The sequence below is a fragment of the Acinetobacter sp. CAU_H_S139_7 genome (assembly GCF_058599305.1).
Genome location: NZ_CM178651.1, coordinates 1,707,628 through 1,733,546 on the forward strand (window position 1 = coordinate 1,707,628; position 25,919 = coordinate 1,733,546).

General features: G+C 38.1%; 22 protein-coding genes and 6 pseudogenes. 20 read left to right on the forward strand and 8 right to left on the reverse strand.

All coding sequences use genetic code 11. The features are described 5' to 3' along the window. Positions 1-73 precede the first annotated feature (73 nt). Both AC4MC0_RS08355 and AC4MC0_RS08360 read left to right on the forward strand, forming a co-directional pair. Positions 74-1,480 (forward strand): MFS transporter, encoded by a 1,407-nt coding sequence (locus AC4MC0_RS08355; RefSeq protein ID WP_336000563.1) that lies wholly within the window; start codon positions 74-76, stop codon positions 1,478-1,480. Positions 1,481-1,524: 44 nt separating this feature from the next. After that, on the forward strand, positions 1,525-2,778 hold the full coding sequence (locus AC4MC0_RS08360; protein WP_336000561.1) for a CaiB/BaiF CoA transferase family protein: 1,254 nt from the start codon (positions 1,525-1,527) through the stop codon (positions 2,776-2,778). Here AC4MC0_RS08360 and AC4MC0_RS08365 read toward each other — a convergent pair. Next, positions 2,755-2,991 (reverse strand): annotated as a pseudogene (locus AC4MC0_RS08365) (IS3 family transposase); the annotation flags it as partial. The gene AC4MC0_RS08360 and the pseudogene AC4MC0_RS08365 sit on opposite strands and share 24 nt — an antisense overlap. 426 nt (positions 2,992-3,417) lie before the next feature. On the opposite strand from AC4MC0_RS08365, the gene AC4MC0_RS08370 reads away from it, so the two are divergent. The 4 genes and pseudogenes from AC4MC0_RS08370 to AC4MC0_RS08385 form a co-directional block, all read left to right on the forward strand. Beyond that, positions 3,418-4,749, forward strand: a complete 1,332-nt coding sequence (locus tag AC4MC0_RS08370; protein ID WP_234304944.1) for a type II toxin-antitoxin system HipA family toxin — start codon at positions 3,418-3,420, stop codon at positions 4,747-4,749. After that, positions 4,734-5,054: a helix-turn-helix domain-containing protein gene (locus tag AC4MC0_RS08375; protein WP_418655279.1), complete on the forward strand. Its 321-nt coding sequence runs from the start codon at positions 4,734-4,736 to the stop codon at positions 5,052-5,054. Before AC4MC0_RS08370 ends, AC4MC0_RS08375 begins: the two co-directional genes overlap by 16 nt. Before the next feature lie 25 nt (positions 5,055-5,079). Next, positions 5,080-5,352, forward strand: a complete 273-nt coding sequence (locus tag AC4MC0_RS08380; protein ID WP_336000555.1) for a TetR/AcrR family transcriptional regulator — start codon at positions 5,080-5,082, stop codon at positions 5,350-5,352. A gap of 67 nt (positions 5,353-5,419) precedes the next feature. After that, positions 5,420-5,735, forward strand: a pseudogene (locus AC4MC0_RS08385) (MFS transporter); the annotation flags it as partial. A 185-nt stretch (positions 5,736-5,920) separates the two neighbouring features. On the opposite strand, the gene AC4MC0_RS08390 reads toward AC4MC0_RS08385, so the two are convergent. Together AC4MC0_RS08390 and AC4MC0_RS08395 are read right to left on the reverse strand one after the other, a co-directional pair. Further along, positions 5,921-6,349 (reverse strand): hypothetical protein, encoded by a 429-nt coding sequence (locus tag AC4MC0_RS08390; RefSeq protein ID WP_279683107.1) that lies wholly within the window; start codon positions 6,347-6,349, stop codon positions 5,921-5,923. Beyond that, positions 6,346-6,720: a hypothetical protein gene (locus AC4MC0_RS08395; RefSeq protein WP_336000551.1), complete on the reverse strand. Its 375-nt coding sequence runs from the start codon at positions 6,718-6,720 to the stop codon at positions 6,346-6,348. Before AC4MC0_RS08395 ends, AC4MC0_RS08390 begins: the two co-directional genes overlap by 4 nt. Positions 6,721-6,805: 85 nt before the next feature. On the opposite strand from AC4MC0_RS08395, the gene AC4MC0_RS08400 reads away from it, so the two are divergent. The 4 genes from AC4MC0_RS08400 to AC4MC0_RS08415 are packed head-to-tail and all read left to right on the forward strand — an operon-like array spanning position 6,806 to position 9,497. Further along, complete coding sequence (locus tag AC4MC0_RS08400) at positions 6,806-7,738, forward strand: IS5-like element IS17 family transposase (RefSeq protein ID WP_336000549.1); 933 nt, start codon at positions 6,806-6,808, stop codon at positions 7,736-7,738. A 37-nt stretch (positions 7,739-7,775) separates the two neighbouring features. Continuing rightward, positions 7,776-7,898, forward strand: a complete 123-nt coding sequence (locus AC4MC0_RS08405; protein ID WP_491887512.1) for a virulence factor TspB C-terminal domain-related protein — start codon at positions 7,776-7,778, stop codon at positions 7,896-7,898. Between the two features lies 1 nt (position 7,899). Further along, a complete protein-coding gene (locus tag AC4MC0_RS08410) occupies positions 7,900-8,184 on the forward strand; it encodes a DUF2523 family protein (protein WP_336000547.1) in 285 nt (94 codons plus the stop codon). After that, the gene (locus AC4MC0_RS08415) at positions 8,181-9,497 is read left to right on the forward strand and encodes a zonular occludens toxin domain-containing protein (protein ID WP_336000544.1); all 1,317 of its coding nucleotides are present in this window, start codon (positions 8,181-8,183) and stop codon (positions 9,495-9,497) included. The genes AC4MC0_RS08410 and AC4MC0_RS08415 overlap by 4 nt, the downstream gene beginning before the upstream one ends. An 80-nt stretch (positions 9,498-9,577) precedes the next feature. Here the strand turns inward: AC4MC0_RS08415 and AC4MC0_RS08420 are convergent, their stop codons facing one another. Then, entirely contained in the window at positions 9,578-9,862 is a 285-nt protein-coding gene (locus AC4MC0_RS08420; protein ID WP_491887486.1) for a hypothetical protein, read from the reverse strand. An 862-nt stretch (positions 9,863-10,724) separates the two neighbouring features. On the opposite strand from AC4MC0_RS08420, the gene acuR reads away from it, so the two are divergent. The 5 genes and pseudogenes from acuR to AC4MC0_RS08445 all read left to right on the forward strand — a co-directional run. Further along, entirely contained in the window at positions 10,725-11,369 is a 645-nt protein-coding gene (gene acuR / locus AC4MC0_RS08425) for an acrylate utilization transcriptional regulator AcuR (protein ID WP_078389310.1), read from the forward strand. An 83-nt stretch (positions 11,370-11,452) separates the two neighbouring features. Beyond that, positions 11,453-12,430, forward strand: a complete 978-nt coding sequence (acuI, locus tag AC4MC0_RS08430) for an acrylyl-CoA reductase (NADPH) (protein WP_336000540.1) — start codon at positions 11,453-11,455, stop codon at positions 12,428-12,430. A 93-nt stretch (positions 12,431-12,523) separates the two neighbouring features. Then, positions 12,524-12,682: a hypothetical protein gene (locus tag AC4MC0_RS08435; RefSeq protein ID WP_336000566.1), complete on the forward strand. Its 159-nt coding sequence runs from the start codon at positions 12,524-12,526 to the stop codon at positions 12,680-12,682. A gap of 42 nt (positions 12,683-12,724) precedes the next feature. Beyond that, positions 12,725-15,391: an excinuclease ABC subunit UvrA gene (locus AC4MC0_RS08440; RefSeq protein WP_336000538.1), complete on the forward strand. Its 2,667-nt coding sequence runs from the start codon at positions 12,725-12,727 to the stop codon at positions 15,389-15,391. 168 nt (positions 15,392-15,559) lie between these two features. Continuing rightward, positions 15,560-16,023: pseudogene (locus AC4MC0_RS08445) on the forward strand (IS5 family transposase); the annotation flags it as partial. Here the strand turns inward: AC4MC0_RS08445 and AC4MC0_RS08450 are convergent. Beyond that, positions 16,021-17,046, reverse strand: a complete 1,026-nt coding sequence (locus tag AC4MC0_RS08450; protein ID WP_491887487.1) for an IS30 family transposase — start codon at positions 17,044-17,046, stop codon at positions 16,021-16,023. The pseudogene AC4MC0_RS08445 and the gene AC4MC0_RS08450 overlap by 3 nt on opposite strands. A gap of 56 nt (positions 17,047-17,102) precedes the next feature. On the opposite strand from AC4MC0_RS08450, the pseudogene AC4MC0_RS08455 reads away from it, so the two are divergent. Continuing rightward, a pseudogene (locus AC4MC0_RS08455) lies at positions 17,103-17,363 on the forward strand (integrase core domain-containing protein); the annotation flags it as partial. An 81-nt stretch (positions 17,364-17,444) separates the two neighbouring features. Next, entirely contained in the window at positions 17,445-19,400 is a 1,956-nt protein-coding gene (locus tag AC4MC0_RS08460) for an alkyl/aryl-sulfatase (protein WP_000693745.1), read from the forward strand. 357 nt (positions 19,401-19,757) lie between these two features. On the opposite strand, the pseudogene AC4MC0_RS08465 reads toward AC4MC0_RS08460, so the two are convergent. Next, positions 19,758-20,784, reverse strand: a pseudogene (locus tag AC4MC0_RS08465) (IS30 family transposase). A 53-nt stretch (positions 20,785-20,837) separates the two neighbouring features. Between AC4MC0_RS08465 and AC4MC0_RS08470 the strand changes: the two are divergent. After that, a pseudogene (locus tag AC4MC0_RS08470) lies at positions 20,838-21,266 on the forward strand (IS21 family transposase); the annotation flags it as partial. Then, positions 21,266-22,030 (forward strand): IS21-like element helper ATPase IstB, encoded by a 765-nt coding sequence (istB, locus tag AC4MC0_RS08475; RefSeq protein WP_201706492.1) that lies wholly within the window; start codon positions 21,266-21,268, stop codon positions 22,028-22,030. The pseudogene AC4MC0_RS08470 and the gene istB, both read left to right, overlap by 1 nt. A gap of 277 nt (positions 22,031-22,307) precedes the next feature. Here the strand turns inward: istB and AC4MC0_RS08480 are convergent, their stop codons facing one another. Continuing rightward, complete coding sequence (locus AC4MC0_RS08480; RefSeq protein WP_336000501.1) at positions 22,308-23,399, reverse strand: transcriptional regulator; 1,092 nt, start codon at positions 23,397-23,399, stop codon at positions 22,308-22,310. Positions 23,400-23,632: 233 nt separating this feature from the next. Further along, on the reverse strand, positions 23,633-24,607 hold the full coding sequence (gene lipA / locus AC4MC0_RS08485; protein WP_004979608.1) for a lipoyl synthase: 975 nt from the start codon (positions 24,605-24,607) through the stop codon (positions 23,633-23,635). Positions 24,608-24,948: 341 nt separating this feature from the next. Here lipA and AC4MC0_RS08490 point away from each other — a divergent pair, with 341 nt between their 5' ends. Continuing rightward, positions 24,949-25,911 (forward strand): thiamine pyrophosphate-dependent dehydrogenase E1 component subunit alpha, encoded by a 963-nt coding sequence (locus AC4MC0_RS08490; protein ID WP_004979607.1) that lies wholly within the window; start codon positions 24,949-24,951, stop codon positions 25,909-25,911. Positions 25,912-25,919 lie beyond the last annotated feature (8 nt).

Sequence of the window (25,919 nt, forward strand, 5' to 3'; positions counted from 1 at the left end):
AAAGAACCTAAGGCAAATGTAGAGAAATAATAGGACTGCCGATGACTCATTTGGGAAAATGAGGGATATGGAAATGAATAATGATATACAGGCTGGAGCAGGAACGCTCAGCAGAAAATTACCATCCAATATAGGTACAGTGCACCGCATTCATAAAAACACCTGGAAAATTGCATTTGTTTTTGCATTTATTTCTCTGGTAATTGATGGTGTAGATATCATGCTGTTGTCATTCAGTTTGACCAGTTTAAAGGCTGAGTTTGGTCTAACTTCATTTCAAGCCGGTATGCTAGGAAGTTCATCACTAGCGGGAATGGCGCTTGGTGGAATTACGGGTGGATGGGCATGTGACAAATTCGGTCGTGTCAAAACTATCGCCTGGTCTGTGGTTTTCTTTTCAATTATGACCTGTATTCTGGGCTTCACTCAAAGTTATGAGCAGTTCATGATTTTGCGGTTTATTGGCGCATTTGGATTAGGTTCGTTATACATGGCGTGTAATACACTGATGGCTGAATATGTACCAACAAAGTATCGCACCACCGTTTTAGGCACATTACAGACAGGTCAAACCATTGGTTATATCGTGGCGACGTTGTTGGCGGGCGCAATTATTCCTGATCATGGCTGGCGTATGTTGTTTTATGTCACGATTGTTCCAGCAGCATTTGCACTTATTTTCATGCGTTTTGTACCTGAACCTGCATCTTGGCAAGAAGCAAAAATAGAACAATTTAAACGCAAAGAATTGAAAATTGAACCTACAGCTGAAGCAATCATTGCAAAGGCTCCCTCTGAAAGTGTGTATAAACGTATTTTTGGCCATACTCAGCACCGCAAAATGTTTTTGCTGTGGATGACCACGGCTGCCTTCTTACAGTTTGGCTACTATGGTGTCAATAACTGGATGCCAACCTATTTAGAAACAGAACTGAATATGAACTTCAAAGCTTTAACAGGCTACATGGTGGGTGCATATACAGCAATGATTCTAGGGAAAATTATTGCAGGTTATGCGGCAGATAAATTGGGTCGCCGGGTAACTTTTGTCTTTGGTACAGTTGCGACAGCTGCATTTTTACCAGTGATTATTTTCTACAATACACCAAACAATATTGCTTATTTATTAATTACCTTTGGTTTCCTCTATGGAATTCCATACGGTGTAAATGCAACCTATATGGCGGAAACCTTCGCGACCGATGTTCGTGGTACAGCCATTGGCGGTGCGTATAACATGGGACGTTTAGGCGCTGCGATTGCACCTGCTACCATCGGGATTATTGCGGCAGGCGGTTCATTCACTATGGCATTTATTGTAATGGGTACAGCCTACTTTATTGCGGGTGTTATTCCAGGCTTGTTTATCCGTGAACGGCAGTATGATCCACAGCAATCTTCATTAGTGATGGTCACAAATGCGGAAGAAAAAACATCGAATAGTGTGGAAGTAATCAACAAAACCATTACCGCTAAATAATAAAAATGGCCAGCAGCTTCCTCTGCTGGCTTCTGGAGTAGAACATGGGTGCATTACAAGGAATACGGGTACTGGATTTAAGCCGCGTACTAGCAGGTCCATGGTGTGGACAGATTTTGGCAGATCTAGGTGCTGAAGTGATTAAAATTGAACGCCCAAAAGTGGGAGATGACACCCGTATGTGGGGACCACCGTGGATGCTGGATAATGAGGGTGCTGCCACCCGTGAATCGGGCTATTACCAGTGTACCAACCGCAACAAATATTCAGTTGCTATCGATATTGCAACTGAACAAGGGCAGGAACTGATTCGTGAAATTGCTAAAACTGCCGATGTAGTGATTGAAAACTATAAAGCAGGCTCATTGGAAAAATACGGTTTAGATTATGCATCTTTAAATCAGCTTAATCCAAACTTGGTCTATTGCTCGATTACCGGATTCGGTCAAACTGGACCGCGTGCAGAAGAGCCGGGGTATGACTTTATTATTCAAGGTATGTCCGGATTAATGAGTATTACGGGTGAAAAGGATGAATCACCCAGTGGAGGTGCACAAAAAGTCGGTGTAGCTGTGGTCGATATTCAAACGGGGCTGTATGCAACCGTTGCCATTCAGGCGGCTTTACTTGCTCGCCAACACACTGGTTGTGGGCAATATATCGATTTATCCTTATTAGACGTACAGGTGGCTACACTGGCCAATCAGGGCATGAATTATTTAACTTCTGGTGTTGCTCCAAAGCGCATGGGGAATAATCATCCGAATATTGTTCCTTATCAAACATTTAAAGCCAAAGATAAAGAGTTTATTATCGCCTGTGGCAATGATAAGCAATTTAAAGATTTATGCATTGCCATTGAGCTTCCTAAATTATTAGAAGATAAAAAGTTCCAACATAATCAGGATCGGGTTAAGCATCGTGATGAATTGATTCCATTGCTGTCAGAGTACTTCTTGACTAAAAATGCACAAGATTGGGTAGCGGCAATTCATGCAGTAAAAGTGCCAGTCGGGGTGATTAACTTGATAGAAGATGCACTGCATGAACCACAAATTCAGTTTCGGAATATGGTGGTGGATGTTGCACATCCGTTGAATGATCAATTTAAAATGATTGGTTCACCGATAAAGTTATCTAATACACCGATTGAATATAAGCATGCTGCGCCACAGTTGGGTGAACATATGCTAAAGATTTTATTACAGTATAAAACTCGAGAAGAACTCGCTTCTTTACAAGCTAAAGGTGTTATTGATAGTTCAATAAATATTTTAAATGACGATTCGGTTACTTGAATGTGTATTCAATAGATAAATGTAGCCAATTAAATTTGGCTGCTCCAATTCGTACTCTAATGGAGAACGCTGACCGTTAAAACCTTGTCTGCATTTTGAATTGTAGAACAGCTCATTATATTCAAAGATATCTGTCCTCGCTTCAGACCTAGTTGTGTAAATTTTCTTTTTAATTCGTTCCCGCTTTAATAACTGGAAGAAACTTTCTGCGACATTAACTGCTTCAATTTTGAACTCTTCTGGGTATCTTTTACTGCTCATAAGCACCTTGTTTATTAGTCATTTTATCTAACTTCAAGGTGTCTATAAAATTGTTAACTATTCAGTTCATTCACCATTGAAGCCAAGAATGGTTACTTCACAGAATCGCTCGCCAGCAACGTGGCTTCATTTTTCACCATGGATCGCGCTCGTATAAACCATTACCAGATCAAGTCTACTATTAGAGATCTTAAGGCACATGTTTTGTGTACTGTCTGATGTGGACGAGCTCTATATTTGTAGTATTGGAAGAAGCTGCAGCTATTGATCGAGCAAATATTTGCTCATTAAATTTAAATTACCGTAAAAATGCGCAAATATATTCTCATTTTTTTTATTTTATGATATTTTTGAGAAAATATTTGCTCATTCATATCTATGGAAAAATTAACGATCCAAGCTCTTCTCGATACAGAATGGCTAGATATAGCAGAACTCAAGATATTAGAGCCACATAAAGGTTCTGCAAGTGCGAGTGAGTTATCCTACGAATTAGAATATGCCATTTCTTATCTAGATAAGAGAGATGAACATGCCTGTAGCTTAGCACTTCCTGTTCAGATTCTTATTCAACATGAATCGAAAGTCTGGTTTAGTTTTTTAGATGATATTGTTCCATCTGGTGCTGCTCGACGTTATTTAGTGCAATATCTAGGTCTGCAAAAACTTTCGCCAGCAGAACAAGATTTTACTTTATTAGAAAAGGGCACAATTGCTCCTGTAGGGAATCTAAGAGTTAAGGAATCAGTTCCACCAATCAATCCAGAATCAACATTACACTTACGCAAGTTCACTACTGGTGATGTTACAGAACGAAATATTGATTTTCTCGAATACGCACAACAAATGGGTGCAATTAGTGGCGGTGCAACTGGTGCAGGAGGTGAGGCTCCAAAACTACTAATTCGCGTGTCAAAGGATCAGCAAGTTTGGATTGATACTTATCAAAATTCTTTTGATGAACCAGATCAGCATTATCTAGTTAAATTCCCTCGAAATAAGCGTAGTGCAATAGATTGTGACATATTGAGAGCAGAATATCATTTTTATCATGTCCTGAATGAACTTGGATTTACAACAATTGAAACTTCTCAGATGAAGCTGATTGAGGGTCAGAAATACCCTTCGTTATGGCTGCCGAGATTTGACACAGAGTGGCGTAATCAACAATGGCATAGATTCGGGCTTGAGTCAGTATATTCCGTATTGAATAAAACATCAGGGAGCCATTTGAATCATTTTGAGGTCATAGACGCGCTTTGTACCTTATTAGAATCGGTAGATAAAAACTTTGATTCTTCGCAATTCGTTTGTGAGTGGTTACAAAGGGATTTGCTGAATATCATTTTTGGTAACTCAGATAATCACGGCCGTAATACGTCATTCTTAAAAAAATCAGGACGAATACTTCTTGCTCCAATTTACGACTTTGCCCCAATGAAAGCCGATCCAGAAGTTGTGACGAGATCAACAACATGGGGAAGTCCGTATGAAGAAGGAGGGGAATACCGCTGGGAAAGTATTAGCCAAAATCTTGCACATTGGTGTGAACCACAAATATCTTTAAGTACATTGAAAACATTGGCGAGCAAACTTATTGGTCTCAAACAGCAATTAATCAATAGAGGTGTTCCCCAAACGATTATAGATATGCCAGGTCTAGGATATGACTTTATTGAAGCCAAATTGAGTCGATGGGAGCTATTATGAAAAAGGAAAATCAGCCACTTGACCGTCAGCAATTGCTCATTGATTTATATACGCAATATTTATTCGGTAAAATTACCTTGGGGCAACTGCTGAACCACTTGCGCAAAAATGTATTGGGGCTATCTCAAGAAAAATATGCAGCAATGGTTGGAATCAGTCGGCGTACTTTAACCGACATTGAACAGGACAAAGGTCAACTGACTCAGGTCGTGTTAGATAAGGTGTTTAAACCACTTGGCTTAAAAGCAGGACTTGTGCCTACGCATGAACATATTGTTAGTAAAATTATAAAGCCATCCGAGTGAATGATCATTCCAGAAAGAATTTCAGATGAGACTAAAAGAGTTTGAAAAAAATGATATAGCAGAAGCTGCTATGAAAGTTTTTTGGCAAAGAGGCTACGCTGGAACAAGTATTCAAGACTTAGTAGAGGGCACTGGCCTAGGACGTGGCAGCCTTTATAATGCTTTTGGACGTAAATACGGATTATATGAATTTGCTTTAAAACTTTATTATGAGATTACTGCTAGCAATATGGCCATACTATCTGAAGATGGAACTGTTAGAGAACTAATACGCCGTTTACTCATTAAAATTGTCTAAGAGCTTAATGATACTGAAAATATGGGCTGCAGGAATATTCTTTTATTCCTGTCGTTGCAGCTAAACTACTCGCAGTTGGTCAAGAAGACCTTTATTTTTACTGGCAATAAGTGGCTTATTAATCTTCAATACCAACTGCGTTATCTTCCAGCTATATTGTTGTGCTGGTTGCTCGTTTCATTGCGGGGATGTCGGCGGGAATTACTTGGGGAGTGCTCGCAGGATATGCTCGAAGCATGATATCTGCCAACTTACAGGGTCGAGCGCTAGCCATAGTTGGAGTAGAACAGCCTATTGCCTTATGTCTTGGAGGGTCTTTAGGTACTTGGTTAAGCAGTATGTTTCGTTGGCGAGGTATCTTTTGGATTATTTCTTTACTCGCTTTTAACATGTAAATCTAAAAATCTTATTCCTAAAAGAAGGCTTGCGTTAGTTTAGACTCAGACGCATATTTCTAACTTTGCCATTGTGCTGTTGAGATGGCATTAAGGCAGAGAGTAAGTGAAATAAAAAAGCCCCTACTAAGAAGGGCTTTTTAAGATTGGGCTATGTGACTGAATAAAAAAAATTATTCTCGATCTAAATAAATTTTACCCAAATCAATTTTTTTATAATGCTCAAAATTAGCTTTTTCTTCTGGAACTTGCTTATTGAAATGTTCTGAGTAATCTATTGTTTTATTGTGATAATTTTTAAAACTAATATAAACTAATGGCGGAAGGTTAGTGTAATCATCCAGACTTGGTTCAATAAAAAAATATTCTTTTGTTAGTGGCTTAATAGTAAAACCACCATCATTACTTATTTTTATTGTTGTTGATTTCTCATCTGGTAAATAGAAACTAATATACCCATTTACATTGTGTAGAGGTTCTTTAGTTTTACTGTCATAAAGATAACCAGTTACTTCTGGGGTCAAATATAATATCTTTCTAGTACAGCCTGAAGCAAGTGAGAACGAAATTATAAGAAAAAAGAATATTATATATTTTTTCATTTTTTAGAAATTCCTGAAATAAATAACAATCCCATAGTATCTTTTTCGTTCGCAACCATGCGCGTGTCCCAACCAGATATGGTAAGTAGATTACCCTTTGCGTATTTCATTAGGTCGATTTCACCTGTTTTTGGATATATGGTTCCAACTTTAGGATTCTGATCATAACCTGATGATCCATGATGCGTAACTGATTCATTAAAGCCTGCATAAGTTTCTACAATTGCATGACCAGTCTCATGAGCTATTGTCTCTTTAAACTTTTTATCAGACAAAGAATATTCATAAAAAGACCACCCACTATCAAATTTTAAGTACCCTGTCATATAGGCTGTTTTTCTGGAAAGTGCCCAATTAGAGCTACGGAACATCGGATCATTTGGGTTCACATTAGTTACAAATGGCTTTGTTGCACAAACCTATCTGTAAAGGGTTTTTCAGCGATATAATTTTCAAATGAAGAAGCCTACACACAAAATCTACCGCACAACCAATTGGCCCGCATATAACCGAGCACTTATGAGTCGCGGAAATATTGCCATTTGGTTTGATCCTGCTACGCAATGGTATGCGCCATCAAAAGGCAAACAAGGGCGAAATCAAACCTACTCCGACGCAGCCATCCAATGCTGCTTAATGATTAAATCCTTATTCCGTCTGTCTTTACGTATGGTCACTGGCTTTGTGCAAAGTCTGATTAAACTTTGCGGATTAAATTGGACCGCACCAGATTACAGTACGCTTTGTAGAAGACAAAAGCATATTGATATTGCAATCAGCTACCAAAAACGTAGCGATGGGCTGCATCTACTCGTAGACTCTACAGGCATGAAGTTTCTAGGTGAGGGCGAATGGAAACGCAAGAAACATGGAGCTGAATATCGTCGCCAATGGCGTAAACTACATATTGGTATAGATGCCAAAACCCTACAAATACGCGCTATTCAGCTCACAACCAATAATGTCAGTGATTCACAGGTGCTTGGTGATTTACTTAATCAGATTCCACAAGATGAGCAGATTGACTCTGTTTATACCGATGGAGCTTATGACACCAAGCAATGCCGTCAGGTCATTGCAGATCGGCAAGGGCATGCGGTGATTCCACCTAGAAAAAATGCGAAACAATGGAAAGATACAAAGAGTAGCTCGCTAGAGCGAAATGAATTACTTCGAACAATTAAACGTTTAGGCAGGACACTATGGAAAAAATGGTCAGGCTATCATCGGCGAAGTTTGGTTGAAACTAAGATGCATTGCATCAAATTATTAGGAGATAAACTCAGTGCAAGGAGTTTTGATAGCCAAGTGAATGAGATCCATGCACGTGTAGCAGTCCTTAACAGATTTACGGAATTAGGTCGACCACTTACCCAAGTTACGCCTTAAATTTGGCTCAATTAGGGGCGCTTTGCATTTCAAATCTTTGTGCAACAAAGCCCTTTGTATTGTTGCCCAACAATTTAGACCTGCCGTTATTTTAATGTCTTTTTTAGCCGCTGCTTTTATTGTTACTAACACTGGTAGACGTGCGGAAACAGGGGATTGATATGAGTTTGCAAAGTTTACTTGTAAAAGTTTCAGATATTGCCCTTTCTAAGGGTGGCCGCACCGTCATGTCAAGTTTAGGCGTAAGTTTAGTTTCTTCTGCTGTATCACTAAATTTATTTCAGCAATATATCAGTTATTTACAATCATCATCTAGCGGTCTTGGTGATGTGGCAGGAATTTTGGGATTAGCAGGCGTTGATTATGGTCTATCGATCATTATTTCCTCTGTTGTTGTCAAGATTACATTAAAAGCTAAAAATGTTTCATTAGGGAAATCATCATGATCTATTTAATCGTTGGTCAACCTCGTTCCGGTAAATCCCAAAAAGCTGTTGCTTTAGCATTTGAATTTATTGAAAAAAATGATTTTATAAAACAAAAAATTGATCAAGGCCGTGAGCTTGCTGACGGTGACCTAATTCGTCCGATTTATTCTGATATTGACGAGCACGCTTTAAGATCAGATGGCAAAATTAAAGTCGCTCCACCTGACTGGCGTGATGTTGAAGATAATTCTATTATTTTTTATGACGAGGTTCATTTTAGAGATGAATTTTTAGATCAGAATAAATATATGTCTCAAAATCCAATGATCAAAGAGTTGTCAATTCATGGACATAGAAATATTGATATTTATTTAATGACACAAGACCCTAGACGCCTAGAAAAATCTATACGTGCATTGATCTCTAAAATGTATTTGGTTAAACGTCCTGCAAACAATCCAAATTTTGCAAATGTCTATACATTCGATAGATGGCTTGGTGATCCGTGGGCTGCTTCAAAAAATCCTGATAATGTTCATGATACTAAAATCTTTAAATATAAGAAAAAGTATCAAGATGCTTATAAATCAGCTTCGGCTCATACATCAATTAGCTTTAAATTACAGAATAAGTTCATCGTCGCAATTATTTCAATTATTTGTATGATTGGTTTGGCTGTATTTTTATTTAAAATTAGTGGTATGGGTGGCATTGTTTCAAATGCTATGGATGCAGGAAAAATTAAAGAACAAACAAAAGTTGATGATAAAGCGATTATGGCAAGTGCTTACGGTCATTCTGAAAGCTCTCCAGTAGCAACTGTTGATTGTAGACAAGCGGTTAATGTTGATTTGCCTCAATGTAAGAATTTTTATAATGATTTGTCTAAAAATCAAGGTTCAATGTCTACCGGAGATAAAGGACAAATTATCGTCTCATATAATCCAAATGAACCTTTCAACAATGAATATATTCAGAAATCTATTACTTATGAAGTTACTTCAAAACCTGTATTTTCAGGTTGTGCTAAATTTAATGGTGAGTACATTGCATATACACAGCAGGGAACACGTTTAAAAGTCTCTCAGGCTGATTGCAGACGTCTCATTAATGATGGTGATCGTCCATTTAATTACTTTGCAGAAGAAAAAGCTCAAGTACAGCCGACATCCGCAACATCAGATGAAAACTATAAAAAGTCATACCTAGAAAACATTGCTCGTTTAGATGCTGAACGCTATGCAAAAGCCCAAGATGCTGTTGTTAAATCTGAGCAAATCCCATTGGGTACACCAACACCAAGAGATATTTCAGGGGCTAATTCACTGTGAAACAAGAATATATTGATGAGGCTCTAAAGGTTGCAGATTCTTTCTATCAATTGGGTTTCGCTCAAGGTTTAGCCTTTGGTTTATTTGTAGCGTTTCTTGTTTATATTAAAGTCTCTGATAATCTCTGAGCGATCAGGAACTTTCGCATATTTGATTGATTGCTTTGATTTTAGGGTTATAGGTAACTTATTGATTTCTAGGCTTTTAATGAATCTGCCTTTTCTTTGTAAGCTACTGATTTCATAGACTAATATTTGATTTCCACGCTTAATGACGTGCTTTTCAAGTAATGCATCCTTGGCAATTTTATAAAGTAAGTTAGTGTTTGATACGTATCTGTTTTTATTAAGTAGATTCTCAAGCATGACAAATTCAAGTAATTTAAATTTAGCTCGAATTTTATCCTTAACTAGCGCAGTCTGTTAAGTATAAAATTGAGCATATAGGCATAAATAAGATGCCGGTAAAGATTGCTACTGGAGACAACAATGGAATTCACATTGCAAGAATTAGAGGATATTTATGAAACGTATTGTTCTCATGGAATCTTAGATACACCAGTGATTTATAAAATTCTTCAAACCTACACACATTGTCCACTTTGTAATCATTTGATTTTAAATACTGAATATCAAAACCATTTTGATACTCATGAGTAGGCACATATACAAAACGGTCAACTATGACAGAAACAAGGGCACACTCACCAGAGCCGACTATGAGTACATGCGCGATCTACTGGAGACCGTGCTAGAGCAACTGCAAAATTCAGAATTAGACAACGATAAAGAAATAGATCAGCTTAAACAATTTTTTATAAAGCTAGATCATCACATTGATATGTTGCGTGCGTAGATTTCGGCATAACGTATATTATGTTCATTAGCGTACTCGGCATTGTGAATATAATTTTACTGAGATTCACAATGTCGAGCTGTAGCACCAACTGAGGTTGCGTAGGCTACAGTCTTGGATATGCTAATTGTCTTATGTTTACCTAAAATCTAGTTTATAAATTATTTTTACAATATATTTATTAATTTCAATATTTTGAATAAAAGTAATAGGAATTTATTAAAAATGAGTTCATGAACTCGTAGAATTTTTAAGTACATTTATATAAAAGGCTAAGTTCTCCCAGCAAAGAAATAGATGCCGTTTAGATAAAATTTTCAATCAAATAATCTTATTGTTGATATTTCTAGTCACATAGTCTATTTTCATTATATGAATTATTCTTCTTTACCCAAAAGACCACGTGGTCGACCAACCAAACACGGTTGTAACTATGCAGACACTAAAGAAGTTTTAATCCGCCGAGGTATCGAGTTACTGACCGAACGTGGAATGAATGCTATGAGCTTGGACGATCTCATGAAATCAGTCCAAGTTCCTAAAGGGTCTTTCTACCATTATTTTGTAAATAAAGAGGCTTTTATTTTAGAAGTCTTAGATGCTTATGAGCTTTATTTTGTGAAGCGATTGAATAAGTTTTTAAGTCAAACTGATCTTTCCCCACTAGAAAAGCTGCAAAATTTTGTAAAAGATGCGGGTGAAAAAATGCAAAAATATGATTTTAAACGAGGTTGTATTTTAGGTAACTTAGGACAAGAAGTGTCGTATTTGCCACAAGAAATCATTGCCCGAATCGAAAGTATCTTTAAGGTATGGGAGAAATTAGTTTCTGATTGCCTACATCAGTCAAATTCACAATATAGCCTAGCTGATTGCGATGAAGCTGCTTATCAGTTTTGGATTGGGTGGGAAGGTGCAGTTCTAAGAGCACGTTTGGTCAAATCAACAAGTCCCTTAGATGCATTTTATCGCTTGTTTACTTTAGCTGTAAAACAACAAAATCACGTAAAAAGTTAATTAAAAAAATAAATGCAGACGTCTGTATTTATTTTTTTAATTAATTCTAGACAAGCAGTCTAATTAAATAGAGAGGAAGTTCTATGTACAAAGGTATTGTAATTACTAAAGATGAAGCAGGTTACACATCACAAATTACTGAGATTGCATCAAAGCCTTTACAAGAAGGAGAGGTTAGAGTCGAAGTCAAATATTCAACACTCAATTATAAAGATGCTTTAGCCATTACTGGGCGTTCACCAGTGGTGCGTAGTTTTCCTTTGACCCCAGGCATCGATTTTTCGGGTGTTGTGATTGAATCAAAACATCCAGCATGGAAAGAAAGAGATGAAGTTCTACTAAATGGTTGGGGAGTGGGTGAAAAGTATTTTGGAGGGCTAGCCGAGCAAGTCACTGTTTCTGGTGATTGGCTCATACAAAAACCTTCTGCTTTTTCTTTTAAAGATACGATGGTTATTGGTACAGCAGGTTATACCGCAATGTTGTGTGTCATGGCTTTACAAAAGCATGGTATTAAACCAAGTGATGGAAAAATTTTAGTGACAGGTGCAAATGGTGGAGTAGGTAGTATTGCCATTATTATTTTGAATTATCTTGGTTATGAGATTACAGCTTCAACTGGTCGACCTCAAGAGTCAGAATATTTAACCTATCTAGGTGCGAGTGAAATTATTGATCGTATTGAATTATCTTCCCCAGGAAAGCCATTAAACAAAGAAGTTTGGGCTGGCGTGATTGATACTGTTGGAAGCCATACTTTAGCCAATGCATGTGCTAGTACAAAATATCGTGGTGCAGTTGCTGCGTGTGGTTTGGCAGGCGGAATGGATTTTCCAGCAACAGTTGCTCCATTTATTCTAAGAGGGATTACCTTATATGGAATTGATAGCGTGATGGCACCAATCGAATTAAGAAAAGAAGCATGGGAACGTTTGGCTACAGAATTAGATCAAATAAAATTAGAAACAGTAACGACTGAAATTCAGTTAACAGATGCTTTAAATATTTCAAATGAAATTTTAGATGGAAAAATTCGAGGTAGAGTTGTTGTACAGATATAGTTCAACAAAATGAGTTGTGGGACTGTTCTAAATTTTGTGTAAGTACTTAATTTTCATTTATCCTACTGAGGATAATAAAAAGAGGTACTTCACATGGATGAAGCTACAATCAAAAGTATGACAGCTGAATTAGCTAAAGGTTTAAAAACTCCTGAAGATTTAAACCAAATGACAGCCATATTTAAATGTATTAGTTTAGCAATGAATTGTTTTACGATTCAGTTCGATAATCGATTAAAAGATCATTTATAAAAAATGGGACTTACACAAAATAATTTACAGGCTCGTAGAAACATGAAAATACATTCTTTTGGTGAACACAATAACATTACTTTATCTAATAATTGTATTGAAGTTCGAGGTGCACGTGAGCATAACCTTAAGGATGTAGATGTTTCTATCCCAAGAAATGCACTTGTTGTTTTCTCAGGTGTATCGGGTTCAGGAAAATCATCACTTGCTTTTGGAACTATTTTTGCTGAAGCACAAAGAAGATATTTCGAATCTGTTGCACCTTATGCAAGACGCTTAATAGATCAGGCCGGAGTACCAGATGTTGATGCTATTGATGGTCTACCACCAGCAGTAGCATTGCAACAACAACGTGGTGCAAGTAATACCCGTTCTTCTGTTGGAAGTGTAACAACTTTATCAAGTCTCGTGCGAATGATTTATTCGCGTGCTGGTGCATATCCTGCCGATCAGCCAATGTTATATGCCGAGGACTTTTCACCGAACACTCCTCAAGGTGCTTGTCCTACCTGTCATGGTTTAGGTCACATTTATGAAGTTACAGAATCGACAATGGTTCCTGACCCAACACTCAGTATTCGTGAGAGAGCTATCGCATCATGGCCACCTGCTTGGCACGGGCAAAACTTACGCGATATCCTAGTAACCCTAGGGTATGATGTTGATCGACCATGGAAAGATTTACCGCAATCGGATAGAGACTGGATTTTATTTACTGAAGAAACCCCAACAGTTCCTGTCTATGCTGGTTTAAGCCCCGCTGAGACTCAATCTGCACTTAAACGTAAACTAGAACCCAGCTATATGGGCACTTTCACTGGTGCTCGTCGCTATGTCCTTCATACTTTTGCTAATACCCAAAGTACGTTGATGAAAAAACGTGTTTCACGTTTTATGGAAGGAAAAATATGCCCTTCCTGTCATGGTAAACGCCTTAAACCAGAAGCCTTATCTATTACCTTTGCTGGAGTAGATATTGGTGAGTTTATGCAACTTTCTTTGGATAAGTTAACTTGCCTGCTTGAGCCCATTGTTCTTGGCAATTTCGACGCTCATGATGCTGGAGAAAAGACTAATAATAAAGTAACCCAACTTGATAGATCTGAACGAGCAACAACAGGTAGAGCTGTGCATTCTGTATCTCCAGATGTAAGACGTACGTCAGCACTTTCAGATGAAAAGAAAATTGCTGCCCAGCGTTTAGCAAATGGTGTGGTGGGGCGTTTAAATCAATTACGCCAGTTAGGTCTTGGTTATCTAACATTAGATAGAGCCACACCGACTCTTTCAGCGGGAGAGTTACAACGTTTGCGTTTAGCAACACAATTAAGTTCTATGCTATTTGGTGTAGTTTATGTACTGGATGAACCGTCTGCTGGATTACATCCTTCAGATAGTCAGTCATTATATGATTCTCTCGATAAATTAAGAGACGCTGGAAACTCCGTATTTGTTGTAGAGCATGATTTAGAGCTCATGCGTCGTGCTCAATGGTTAGTGGATGTTGGACCAGATGCAGGAGAGCAAGGTGGTAATATTTTATATAGTGGAGTACCTCAGGGTTTAAGTGAGATTTCAGCTTCACGTACTGCAAGTTATTTATTTAATAAAATCCCAGTTACTCAAAGTTATGGACGTACACCCTCTGGTTGGCTTGAACTTAACAATATTTACCGACATAACCTGCATAATGTTGATGCTCGTATACCTCTTGGTGTACTTACAGCAGTTACAGGTATTTCAGGTTCAGGTAAATCTAGTCTCGTTTCTCAAGCTTTACCCGAGTTAGTACTTTCATATTTAGGCAATGAATCTGAAACTGAAAACAATAATGAAAATAATCCTTTAAATGAAGGAATGTTGGTTACCGAGGTTACACAGGGTTCTCTGGCTGGTGATGTGGAGGCTATACAGCGTCTGGTACAGGTTGATCAAAAACCAATTGGCCGTACTCCACGTTCTAATCTGGCAACTTATACGGGTTTATTTGATCATGTTAGAAAGTTATTTGCTGGGACTCCTGAAGCTCGCCAAGCTCATTATGATGCTGGACGTTTTTCGTTTAATGTGGCTAAAGGGCGATGTGAAACTTGTGAAGGTGAAGGCTTTGTCAGTGTAGAATTATTGTTTATGCCAAGTGTATATGCCCCTTGTCCGACATGTCATGGTGCTCGATATAATGATGACACTCTGAAAATTCGCTGGAATGGACGTAATATTGCTGAAGTATTAGGAATGACCGTCAATGAAGCACGTGATTTTTTTGATGGAGAGGTCTCGATTGCTCGTTCACTACAATTATTAAAGGAAATTGGCCTTGGTTATTTACGTTTAGGGCAACCAGCGACTGAACTATCTGGTGGAGAAGCGCAACGTATTAAATTGGCGACCGAGCTGCAACGCAATCAGCGTGGAAATACACTGTATATACTTGATGAGCCAACTACAGGTTTGCATCCATCAGATGTAGATCGATTGTTAGTTCAATTGCAGCGATTAGTCGATGCGGGTAATACCGTGGTTATGATTGAGCATGATATGCGTGCCGTTGCACAAGCAGATTGGGTGATTGATGTGGGACCAGGTGCTGGAAATGCTGGTGGGAATATTGTTGTGGCAGGAACACCAAAACAAATAACAGAAAATCAAGATAGCCGTACTGCTCCATATTTAGTTAATGAGTTAGTGAGTCGTGATACTAAACGTTGATATTGCGAGTGAGTAGAATAAAGACTTAAATTAAAATCCTGTAAAATCAATCAGATATTTTTTTGTTTTAGGTGGTGTGTGTGCATGAAATCTAAAAGTTTTTTTTCAACTAAGGGCTTTGTTGCACAACCCTATCTGTAACGTTTTTTTCAGCGATATAATTTTCAAATGAAGAAGCCTACACACAAAATCTACCGCACAACCAATTGGCCCGCATATAACCGAGCACTCATGAGTCGAGGAAATATTGCCATTTGGTTTGATCCTGCTACGCAATGATATGCTCCATCAAAAGGCAAACAAGGGCGAAATCAAATCTACTCCGACGCAGCCATCCAATGCTGCTTAATGATTAAATCTTTATTTGTCTGTCTTTACGTATGGTTACTGGCTTTGTGCAAAGTCTGATTAAACTTTGCGGATTAAATTGGACACCACCAGATTACACCACGCTTTGTAGAAGACAAAAGCATATTGATATTGCAATCAGTTACCAAAAAAGTAGCGATGGGCTGCATCTACTCATGGACTCTACAGGGATGAAGTTTCTAGGTGAGGGCGAATGGAAACGCAAGAAACATGGACCTGAATATCGTCGCCAATGGCGTAAACTACATATTGGGGCGAATTCAAACATGAGGTGCGACAGTTTCAAAAGTCTTATGATAATCAATAAGCTGAGCAAATTTCTCTAATGGTGTAAGCCAATCTAACGCTTTTCTAGGACGAATATTCAGTGACATGGCAACTTGATTTAAATAATGCTGATCTGCCTGGTTTAAATCAATCCCTTTAGGTAAATATTGCCTAATTAAACCATTCATATTTTCGCATGTGCCTTTTTGCCAGGGGGAATGTGGGTCACAGAAATATACATCTATGTCTAAATCTTCTTCGAGTATTTTATGTTCTGACATCTCATGTCCACAGTCATAGGTCAACGTTTTACGCAGTTCTGCAGGTAAATATTTCAGAGCTTCAGCTAAAGCCTTGCGCACTGATTCTGCCTTTGCATCAGGTAATGTTGCCAAGATACAGAGCCGTGTATTTCGTTCAGTAGGTGTTGCTATCGAACTTTTATTGTCTTTACCTTTAATTAAATCAGCTTCCCAATGACCCGGTATTTTTCTTTCTTGAACTTCGGCTGGGCGCTCATGAATAGTTTTAATATCCTGTAATATAGAATCTTTTTTAGGTTCACCGTTAGCTTTTCGCTTTTTATTTTCATGACGCAGACAGGATAATAAGTCTTTTTTCAACTCACCCTTTGGTAATGCTCGTATCGTTGAATAAATCGTTGTATGGCTTACATTCATTGTTTGATCCAAATCAGGAAATGTCTTTAAACGCTTTGCTATTTGCTGAGGAGACCATAAACAACGGATCGCTTCAACAATAAATTTCCAGAGGATTGAATCGATTTTGAGTTTTCTGTGACCACGTCTACGTCTAGCGAAGGTGTTATCAGAAGCATATCGAGCTTGATAAACGTCATTGATGCTATTTCTTTTAAGCTCACGATAGATCGTACTAGGATGTCTTTTAATGAGTTCAGCAAATTTTCTGGCTGAAAAGCCTTCTTTTCTTGACTCAAGCATTAATGCAGTACGATCTTCAAAGTTAAGATGATGGTATGACAATTTTATATACTCCATAAACCCTTTAAATTAATTAGGTGGTTTATGTCGCACTTCAAGTTTTACTCTGCCATGTATTGAAATCAAATGACATCCAAATCAGCATGGATGGTAAAGGTCGATGGGTTGATAATGTGATGGTTGAACGATTATGGCGGAGCGTTAAATATGAAGAGGTGTATCTCAAAGCCTACAGCAATGTTTTGGATGCGAAGAAGCAATTAAACGCATATTTTGAATTTTATAATTTGAAACGACCTCATTCGAGTCTGGACAAAATGACTCCAGATGAGTTTTACTATGACCAGCTACCACAACAAAATAAGGTAGCTTAACTAGAGCAGAGTATCACTTATAAATAAGCTTTTAGTTGTTCAAACATGTGGGACCACCTCTATTTAAAAAAAGGAAAGAAGATGAAAATTAAGTTTTTAACAGTTTCATTGATGCTTATTCTGCCATTTTCTGTTTTTGCAGCAAATACTGTAGTAGAAAAAGCGGTCATTGAATCAAATAATACATATAAGGCGAAGTATAACTTAGAGGATATGACTGAGTTTAATCAGGCTCAAAAGGGCTTTATTGCCAAGCCAACAGGTCAAATTAAAAGTGAGAAAGGCAATGTTATCTGGGATTTTGATGCATTTAGTTTTTTACAAGATCAAGCACCAAATACCGTTAATCCCACTCTATGGCGACAAGCAAAATTAAACAACAATGTTGGGCTATTTAAAGTAACAGATCGAGTTTGGCAAATTCGTGGTTTTGATTTGGCAAATATGACCATCATTCAGGGTGATACTGGCTGGATTATTGTGGATACATTAACCTCTAAAGAAACGGCTGAAGCAGCACTTAAATTTGCTAGACAGCATTTAGGTGAGCAAAAAATTTCAGCCATTATCTTTACCCATAGCCATATCGATCATTTTGGTGGTGCATTAGGCGTTCTTTCTAGCGAAGAAATTAACGCTAGAAAAACTCCAATTATTGCGCCAAAAGGCTTTATGGAAGAAGCGACCAGTGAAAATGTGATGGCAGGTTCAGCCATGATACGTCGTGCGACTTATATGTATGGAACTTTTCTACCTAAAAATGCGGAAGGATTGGTGGATACAGGTTTAGGTAAGGCTGTTGCTGTGGGAAAAATGGGCATCCTTGAGCCTACACAACTGATCACTCAACCAGAACAGAAAATGACGGTTGATGGCTTGGATTTTGTGTTTTATAACGTGCCGGGTTCAGAAGCACCAGCAGAATTAACGTTCTCTATCCCATCATTGAAACTTTATAACGGCGCAGAAATTCTATCTCATACCATGCATAATCTTTATACCCTTCGGGGTGCTAAAGTCCGTGATGCCTTAAAATGGGTGGGCTATCTAGACCAAGCAATGCAGCATGCCAAAGCATCCGATGTATTGATTGCACAGCATCATTGGCCTGTCTGGGGCAATGACAATATTCAAGATTTTATTAAAACCCAGCGAGATGTTTATAAGTTCACGCATGATCAGACGGTGAGATATATGAACTCTGGTTTTAATGGCGCTGAAATTGCCGAAAAAATTAAGCTTCCAGCGGCACTTGATCAAAAACTATATGCTCATGGCTATTATGGAACCCTAAAACATAATGTAAAAGCAGTATACCAATATTATATGGGATGGTTCGATGCCCATCCTTCCAATTTAGATCCATTACCCCCTAAAGCTGTTGCAAAAAAATATATTGAGTTAGCAGGTGGGGAGAACAATGCATTGAAAAATGCGCGGGATGCCTACGCTCAAGCTGACTATAGATGGGCTGCCGAGATTTTAAAACATATTGTGTTGAATAACCCTCAAAACCAACAAGCAAAAGACTTATTGGCGAATACTTATCGTCAATTGGGCTATGCTGCTGAGGCTTCAACTTGGCGTAATTTCTTTTTGGTGGGCGCTCAAGAGCTACAAAATAATGTACCCCTACAAAATACTTCTGATCCGAGTGATTTATTGATTCATACACCAACTGAAAGATTTCTTGAAGCTATGGCGACAAATTTAGATGTGGAAAATTTAAAAAATGAAAACCAGTGTATCAATCTGGTTTTGTCGGATACCAAAGAGCATTTTTCATTATGGGTTGAAAACTCAGTCATGCAGTTTAAGCGTTATGATGAAAGTAAAGATTTGGCATTGGATTGCCCTACATTAACCTTAACCAAGCCCTTATATCTAAAAATGATTACAGGTCAAATAGAAGGGGTAAAAGTCCTGCTTTCTAAAGACAGTAAAGTCAAAGGTAATCCACTGAAAATTGGAAAATTCTTTGCAATGTTTAAACGTCCAGATTCAATTTTCCCGATTGTGACTCGACCAAATGGCTAAGCTCAAATAAGTAAAGTCGAAACTTAAATTAATAGATCCAAAGAAATGGGTGAAATTATCAACTTGGTTCTCCCAATCTTATAACAGGAATACAAGAAATTATTTCTTGTATTCCTCTTTAAAATTAAAAGTAAGCTATATGTATTTTAACTCTATTGATACTTTATTAAATGGTTTTTGAATTTTTATACTTTATTTTCGATGGAGATATTTTTATTAGTAGCTTGTTTAAAAAAGATTTGTTTATTTTTCTATTAATTGCTTCTAAATAATAACTTCAATATTTTTGTGGTTAAAAGGCAAGGGGGTATTATGATGTGTTTTTTATTGAAAATAAGCTTTTATATTAGGGCGAATTCAAACATGAGGTGCGACAGTTTGAAAAGTCTTATGATAATCAACAAGCTGAGCAAATTTCTCTAATGGTGTAAGCCAATCTAACGCTTTTCTAGGACGAATATTCAGTGACATGGCAACTTGATTTAAATAATGCTGATCTGCCTGGTTTAAATCAATCCCTTTAGGTAAATATTGCCTAATTAAACCATTCATATTTTCGCATGTGCCTTTTTGCCAGGGGGAATGTGGGTCACAGAAATATACATCTATGTCTAAATCTTCTTCGAGTATTTTATGTTCTGACATCTCATGTCCACAGTCATAGGTCAACGTTTTACGCAGTTCTGCAGGTAAATATTTCAGAGCTTCAGCTAAAGCCTTGCGCACTGATTCTGCCTTTGCATCAGGTAATGTTGCCAAGATACAGAGCCGTGTATTTCGTTCAGTAGGTGTTGCTATCGAACTTTTATTGTCTTTACCTTTAATTAAATCGGCTTCCCAATGACCCGGTATTTTTCTTTCTTGAACTTAGGCTGGGCGCTTATGAATAGTTTTAATATCCTGTAATATAAAATCTTTTTTAGATTCACCGTTAGCTTTTCGCTTTTTATTTTCATGACGCAGACAGGATAATAAGTCTTTTTTCAACTCACCCTTTGGTAATGCTCGTATCGTTGAATAAATCGTTGTATGGCTTACATTCATTGTTTGATCCAAATCAGGAAATGTCTTTAAACGCTTTGCTATTTGCTGAGGAGAACCATAAACAACGGATCGCTTCAACAATAAATTTCCAGAGGATTGAATCGATTTTGAGTTTTCTGTGACCACGTCTACGTCTAGCAAAGGTGTTATCAGAAGCATATCGAGTTTGATAAACGTCATTGATGCTATTTCTTTTAAGCTCACGATAGATCGTACTAGGATGTCTTTTAATGAGTTCAGCAAATTTTCTGGCTGAAAAGCCTTCTTTTCTTGACTCAAGCATTAATGCAGTACGATCTTCAAAGTTAAGATGATGGTATGACAATTTTATATACTCCATAAACCTTTTAAATTAATTAGGTGGTTTATGTCGCACTTCAAGTTTTACTCTGCCCTCAGGAAATCCTGTTTGATAACGCTAAAACGATCATGATTGAACGGGATGCCTATCAGGAGGGGCAGCAAAAATGGAATCCCAAACTGCTCGACTGCGCCAAGAAGTACAGCTTTCGTCCTCGCGTATGTAAGTCCTATCGTGCACAGACCAAAGGCAAAGTTGAACGCTTTAATGGATACCTCAAATCAAGCTTTATTGTGCCATTGAAAGCAAGCCTGAAGACTTCGGGTTTACTGTTAGATGTTGATGTTGCCAATGCCCACATTGGCTGGTGGCTGCAACAGGAGCAGCAAAGATTTACGCCATTACCGCAATCAGATACGGGTTCTGGCACTATACCTGTTGCAGCGGCACAGCATGTAATGCCCTACGAGAGTTTGCCGCATCCGTTATCGGTATATGAGCAGTTGCTAGGAGTTTCCTGATGAATCTGCAATACGACCGTATAGAGCAGCTTTGCCAGAAGCTCAGTCTGCATACAATTGCGTCACAATGGTCTCATCATGCGCAACAAACATTAGGTCAGGATGGAAGTTATGCCGACTTTGTTGAAGCCATGCTGATGCATGAATATGCTGCCAGGCAACAGCGCAGTCAGCAGGTACTGATGAAACTCTCAGGCCTGCCTCAAGTCAAAACCCTGGAAGGTTACGATTTTAATTATGGACTGGGTGCTCCCAAATCACAGGTGGTCGAGTTGTTCAACCTGAGCTTTATCCCGAGAGCAGAAAATGTGGTGTTTCTTGGTGCTAGCGGTGTAGGGAAAACGCATTTATCCATGGCATTAGGCTATAAGGCCATCATGAACAATGTCAAAACCAAGTTTATTACCGCCGCCGATCTCATGCTGCAACTCAGTACAGCCTATCAGCAAGGTAAATTGAAAACTTATATGCAACGCGTGATACTCGCCCCGAAATTACTGATTATCGATGAAATTGGTTATTTACCCTTTGGACGTGAAGAAGCGAATCTATTCTTTAACGTGATTGCCAAGGGTTATGAAAAAGCCAGTACGATATTGACGAGTAACTTACCCTTTAGCCAATGGTCCAAATCCTTTGCAGATGATGTCACGTTGACCGCTGCGATGTTAGATCGGTTATTGCATCACTGTCATGTGGTACAAATATCGGGTGAGAGTTATCGTTTGAAGATAAAAAAGAATAGGGATTCAACCTCAGGTTGAAACTTAATACGAAATCAAGGGGGTCAATTTTACTTTGCCATTTGTAAGGTAAAAGGGGGGGGCAATTTTAGAATGCCGTTGACAACGGCAAAGCTGTAGTAATGGCATAGATACACCTTGCAGCGACAAACTAGGTGTCAAAGCTGGGTAAGTGAATTACTAGACTTCACTGTATTTAGTTCTCAATTTTAAATTTTATTAAAGGAAGTATGAAAATCATACTTCCTTTTCAATCTGCTTCACAATAAAACTTTAGAGTTGAAGCAACAGATCAAATCTAAATCAGATTTGAAAAATAATTACGGTGGATACTGTCCTGTGGTAATAACTCTAATAAACGCTGTACCGCATCAATTCGGTCATGTGTTTGCCCAATAATTCTTAATAATTGATCGATATCCTTTATTTGATAGATCAACTGGCTTAAACGGGCATCAAAACAATGTCTCCAAGTGCTGAGTAAAGGGCTTTCTGATTTAGAGAGAAAGCTACCTTTATATAGCGAGAATGTACTGGAAATAAGATTTGCATTTAATGATTGTTCAGCACTTAAAAAATCACATTGGACTTCACAGCTAAGCCTATAAATCCGAGACTCAATTGAATGAGGTAATAGGCTACGAAGTTGTGAAAGCTCAGCCTTTAGGGTTTTTAAGCTGACACTACGCTCACCATAAAGGGCATAGTGTAACTCTTCTAAACCAATGCCATGGGGGTGCAAAGCTAAAATGCAAAGTATTTCAATTTGACGGTGACTCAAGTTCAAGGTATGCCCATTAAATTGAACCCAAGGCGAGCCTAGCGCCTTAATGTATAAAAAATTCTGCTGTTCAAACTTTATGGCTCGTTGTATTAAATCCGCACAGCGTTCAACTGCAAGCAGCCCCAAAGGAGTATGTTTTTTATATTTTGTGGAAAGGTTAATAATGCCATGAAATTGCCCTGATGTCGGATCCCAGATCGGCGCGGCATAACAAACCCAATCTCGAACACTGTCCATTTGGTTTTCATGAGAATAGACACAACTTGATATTTGGCTGTTTAAAGTCATACCTATCGCATTGGTCCCAACAGCCTGTGTAGACCAATGCCCACCCTCAATAAAATGAACCTGTTCGGCAGAAGAAAGCATTACAGAACTACTCCATGTCCATAAGAGAGTACCTTGATGATCTGTGAGACCAATCGCCATATCTGAATCATCAGCTATTTTGAGTAAGTCGGCATAATTATGTTGGATAGAGCGGCGAAATAAAGACGTTTTATCTTCTGGAGGTAAGGCTAAAACAGGAGCGGCATGAACAGTATGTTGATTAATTAAATGGGTTGTTTGCAGATTTTTTGCAGATGCGGTATTGAACAGGTTCATATCATATTCCTTTATGATCAGACTGTAATATTTTTAAATTTTAGAAATGAGTTTCCAAATTTATAGTCATTTACGTCATTTCTTCTTGCTTCAATTTTAAATGCTTTTATCTTTGCTTGGTTAAATCATATCTTTTGGCTTTACCAGTCCTTGAGTTACTTTAAAAGTGTTCTTATGAGCTGAAAATGGCTATTTCCATCTGAAATGTTAATAAACGTAAATAGGATGAAAATTCATTCGCTCATGTAAGGGCTAGGCACAGCTTCACCATGATACTGACGGTCTGCAAAATAACTTGATCGTACTAATGGCGCACTCCAAATATTTTTAAACGCTAAGCGCTCTCCATGTGTTTGATAATGCTTAAACTCTTGCAACGTAACAAAACGATGAATTGGCGCATGAGATTTAGATGGCTGTAAGTATTGACCGATTGTGACATAGTCCACTTGATAATCTTTCAAATCATTTAATAACACAATAACCTCAGCCTCGACTTCTCCTAAACCTACCATCAAACCACATTTCGTTGGAATTTCAGAACAGTAGTGTTTAAATTTTTTGAGTAAATCCAATGAGTGCTTATAGTCAGCGCCTGGTCGCATGGCTTTATACAGACGTGGAACGGTTTCAATATTATGATTAAAAACATCGGGTGGGTTTTGGCTCAGAATCTTCAGGGCAATATCTGCACGACCACGAAAATCAGGAACCAAAATTTCTATCAGAGTTTCTGGACTGGTTTGACGAATTTCTCGAATGCAATCTGCAAAATGCTGTGCGCCACCATCTTTTAAGTCGTCTCGATCAACAGAAGTAATCACGACATACTTTAAGTTTAGATTCTTGACTGTTTCAGCCAGATGCTTTGGCTCATTAGGATCTAGGATATTAGGACGACCATGTGCGACATCACAGAATGGACAGCGGCGAGTACAAATATCTCCCATGATCATAAACGTTGCAGTCCCTCCGCTAAAGCATTGTGGCAAATTAGGGCAGGCCGCTTCTTCACAAACCGTATGTAGTTTCTGTTGTCGTAATAAATCCTTAATGATTTGAACTTCCTCAGGTTGACTAATTTTAGTCCGAATCCATTCTGGCTTTTTCGGTGTCGTTTCTGTTGGAACAACTTTAATTGGAATACGCGCCATTTTTTCAGCGCCACGTAGCTTTTTTCCAGTTAATACTGTGTTATTTAAATCCATTACAAACACTCCATCGTTTAAAATAATTAATATAGATCCCGATATTAAATAAGCTCTTTTAGGTGCTTTAATAATATTAAAACAGTGCAAAAAACTTATCATATAAAATAAAGGTTGGTTAAAGGTTTGTTTTCATATGTGATTGAACCATTGTAAAATTTTAAAAAATTTTTAAGTTCATAACCTTTTGTTTTTAATATTTTTCCCATCTCTTAATGCATTATATTTTTTTAGTCTAATATGAAATTAAATAAAAATATATTTATATAAATATACGGTTTAAAAATCCAACCATTAATTTTTGGATTTTCTTTTAAGCGTAGTTAATAAGGAACAAAGATATGCAATTAACGGAAGAGCAATTGCTAGCAGCATACAAAAGAATGCGCGACATTCGTGAATTTGAGGATCGACTTCACGATGAAAATAATACAGGTGATATTCCCGGTTTCATCCATTTATATAGCGGTGAGGAAGCTATTGCCGTAGGGATCTGTGAAAATTTAACAGACAAGGACTTCATTACATCAACGCATCGTGGTCATGGACATTGTATTGCTAAGGGCTGTGACATTCACGCCATGATGTTAGAAATTTTTGGCAAAGATGATGGTTTGTGTCGTGGTAAAGGCGGCTCAATGCACATTGCGGACTTAGATAAAGGCATGCTCGGTGCAAACGGTATTGTGGGTGGTGGTCCACCTTTGGCTATTGGGGCAGCTTTAAGTGCTAAAACACTGAAAAATGGTGGGATTGGTCTATCATTTACCGGTGATGGCGGGTCAAATCAGGGCTTAACTTTTGAAGCCATTAATATGGCTGTCGTGTTAAAGCTCCCTGTCATTTTTGTTTTTGAAAATAACGGTTTTGGTGAAGGTACTGCACATGACTATGCCGTAGGCAGTAAAGACATTGCAGGTCGAGCGGCAGGTTTTGGCTTACCTGCTGAAAAAGTAGATGGAACAGACTTTTTTGCTGTGTATGAAGTTGCACAAAAAGCCATTGAACGTGCCCGCTGTGGTGAAGGTCCGAGTGTGATTGAAACGGTAACCAACCGTTTTTATGGACATTTTGAAGGTGATCCGGGGCTTATTCGTTCCAAAGAAGAACTGGATTATGTCAAAGAACATAAAGACCCATTGAAAATATTCCGTGAAAAAGTCAAGGATAAAATTGACGAAGCCAAACTGGATGCGATTGATGCCCAGTCTAAAGCCAATGTAGACGATGCCGTTGCAAAAGCACGCGCAGCTAAGTACCCAGAAGTCTCTCAGTTACTTACTGATGTTTACGTCTCTTACTAAAGGAATAG

What these genes read in the sequence shown, in the direction of transcription:
- AC4MC0_RS08355 (WP_336000563.1), top strand. Translation starts at nt 74, where the DNA reads ATGAATAATGATATACAGGCTGGAGCAGGAACGCTCAGCAGAAAATTA.
- AC4MC0_RS08360 (WP_336000561.1), top strand. Translation starts at nt 1,525, where the DNA reads ATGGGTGCATTACAAGGAATACGGGTACTGGATTTAAGCCGCGTACTA.
- AC4MC0_RS08370 (WP_234304944.1), top strand. Translation starts at nt 3,418, where the DNA reads ATGGAAAAATTAACGATCCAAGCTCTTCTCGATACAGAATGGCTAGAT.
- AC4MC0_RS08375 (WP_418655279.1), top strand. Translation starts at nt 4,734, where the DNA reads ATGGGAGCTATTATGAAAAAGGAAAATCAGCCACTTGACCGTCAGCAA.
- AC4MC0_RS08380 (WP_336000555.1), top strand. Translation starts at nt 5,080, where the DNA reads ATGAGACTAAAAGAGTTTGAAAAAAATGATATAGCAGAAGCTGCTATG.
- AC4MC0_RS08390 (WP_279683107.1), bottom strand. Translation starts at nt 6,349, where the DNA reads ATGAAAAAATATATAATATTCTTTTTTCTTATAATTTCGTTCTCACTT.
- AC4MC0_RS08395 (WP_336000551.1), bottom strand. Translation starts at nt 6,720, where the DNA reads ATGTTCCGTAGCTCTAATTGGGCACTTTCCAGAAAAACAGCCTATATG.
- AC4MC0_RS08400 (WP_336000549.1), top strand. Translation starts at nt 6,806, where the DNA reads ATGAAGAAGCCTACACACAAAATCTACCGCACAACCAATTGGCCCGCA.
- AC4MC0_RS08410 (WP_336000547.1), top strand. Translation starts at nt 7,900, where the DNA reads ATGAGTTTGCAAAGTTTACTTGTAAAAGTTTCAGATATTGCCCTTTCT.
- AC4MC0_RS08415 (WP_336000544.1), top strand. Translation starts at nt 8,181, where the DNA reads ATGATCTATTTAATCGTTGGTCAACCTCGTTCCGGTAAATCCCAAAAA.
- AC4MC0_RS08420 (WP_491887486.1), bottom strand. Translation starts at nt 9,862, where the DNA reads ATGCTTGAGAATCTACTTAATAAAAACAGATACGTATCAAACACTAAC.
- acuR (WP_078389310.1), top strand. Translation starts at nt 10,725, where the DNA reads ATGAATTATTCTTCTTTACCCAAAAGACCACGTGGTCGACCAACCAAA.
- acuI (WP_336000540.1), top strand. Translation starts at nt 11,453, where the DNA reads ATGTACAAAGGTATTGTAATTACTAAAGATGAAGCAGGTTACACATCA.
- AC4MC0_RS08435 (WP_336000566.1), top strand. Translation starts at nt 12,524, where the DNA reads ATGGATGAAGCTACAATCAAAAGTATGACAGCTGAATTAGCTAAAGGT.
- AC4MC0_RS08440 (WP_336000538.1), top strand. Translation starts at nt 12,725, where the DNA reads ATGAAAATACATTCTTTTGGTGAACACAATAACATTACTTTATCTAAT.
- AC4MC0_RS08450 (WP_491887487.1), bottom strand. Translation starts at nt 17,046, where the DNA reads ATGGAGTATATAAAATTGTCATACCATCATCTTAACTTTGAAGATCGT.
- AC4MC0_RS08460 (WP_000693745.1), top strand. Translation starts at nt 17,445, where the DNA reads ATGAAAATTAAGTTTTTAACAGTTTCATTGATGCTTATTCTGCCATTT.
- istB (WP_201706492.1), top strand. Translation starts at nt 21,266, where the DNA reads ATGAATCTGCAATACGACCGTATAGAGCAGCTTTGCCAGAAGCTCAGT.
- AC4MC0_RS08480 (WP_336000501.1), bottom strand. Translation starts at nt 23,399, where the DNA reads ATGAACCTGTTCAATACCGCATCTGCAAAAAATCTGCAAACAACCCAT.
- lipA (WP_004979608.1), bottom strand. Translation starts at nt 24,607, where the DNA reads ATGGATTTAAATAACACAGTATTAACTGGAAAAAAGCTACGTGGCGCT.
- AC4MC0_RS08490 (WP_004979607.1), top strand. Translation starts at nt 24,949, where the DNA reads ATGCAATTAACGGAAGAGCAATTGCTAGCAGCATACAAAAGAATGCGC.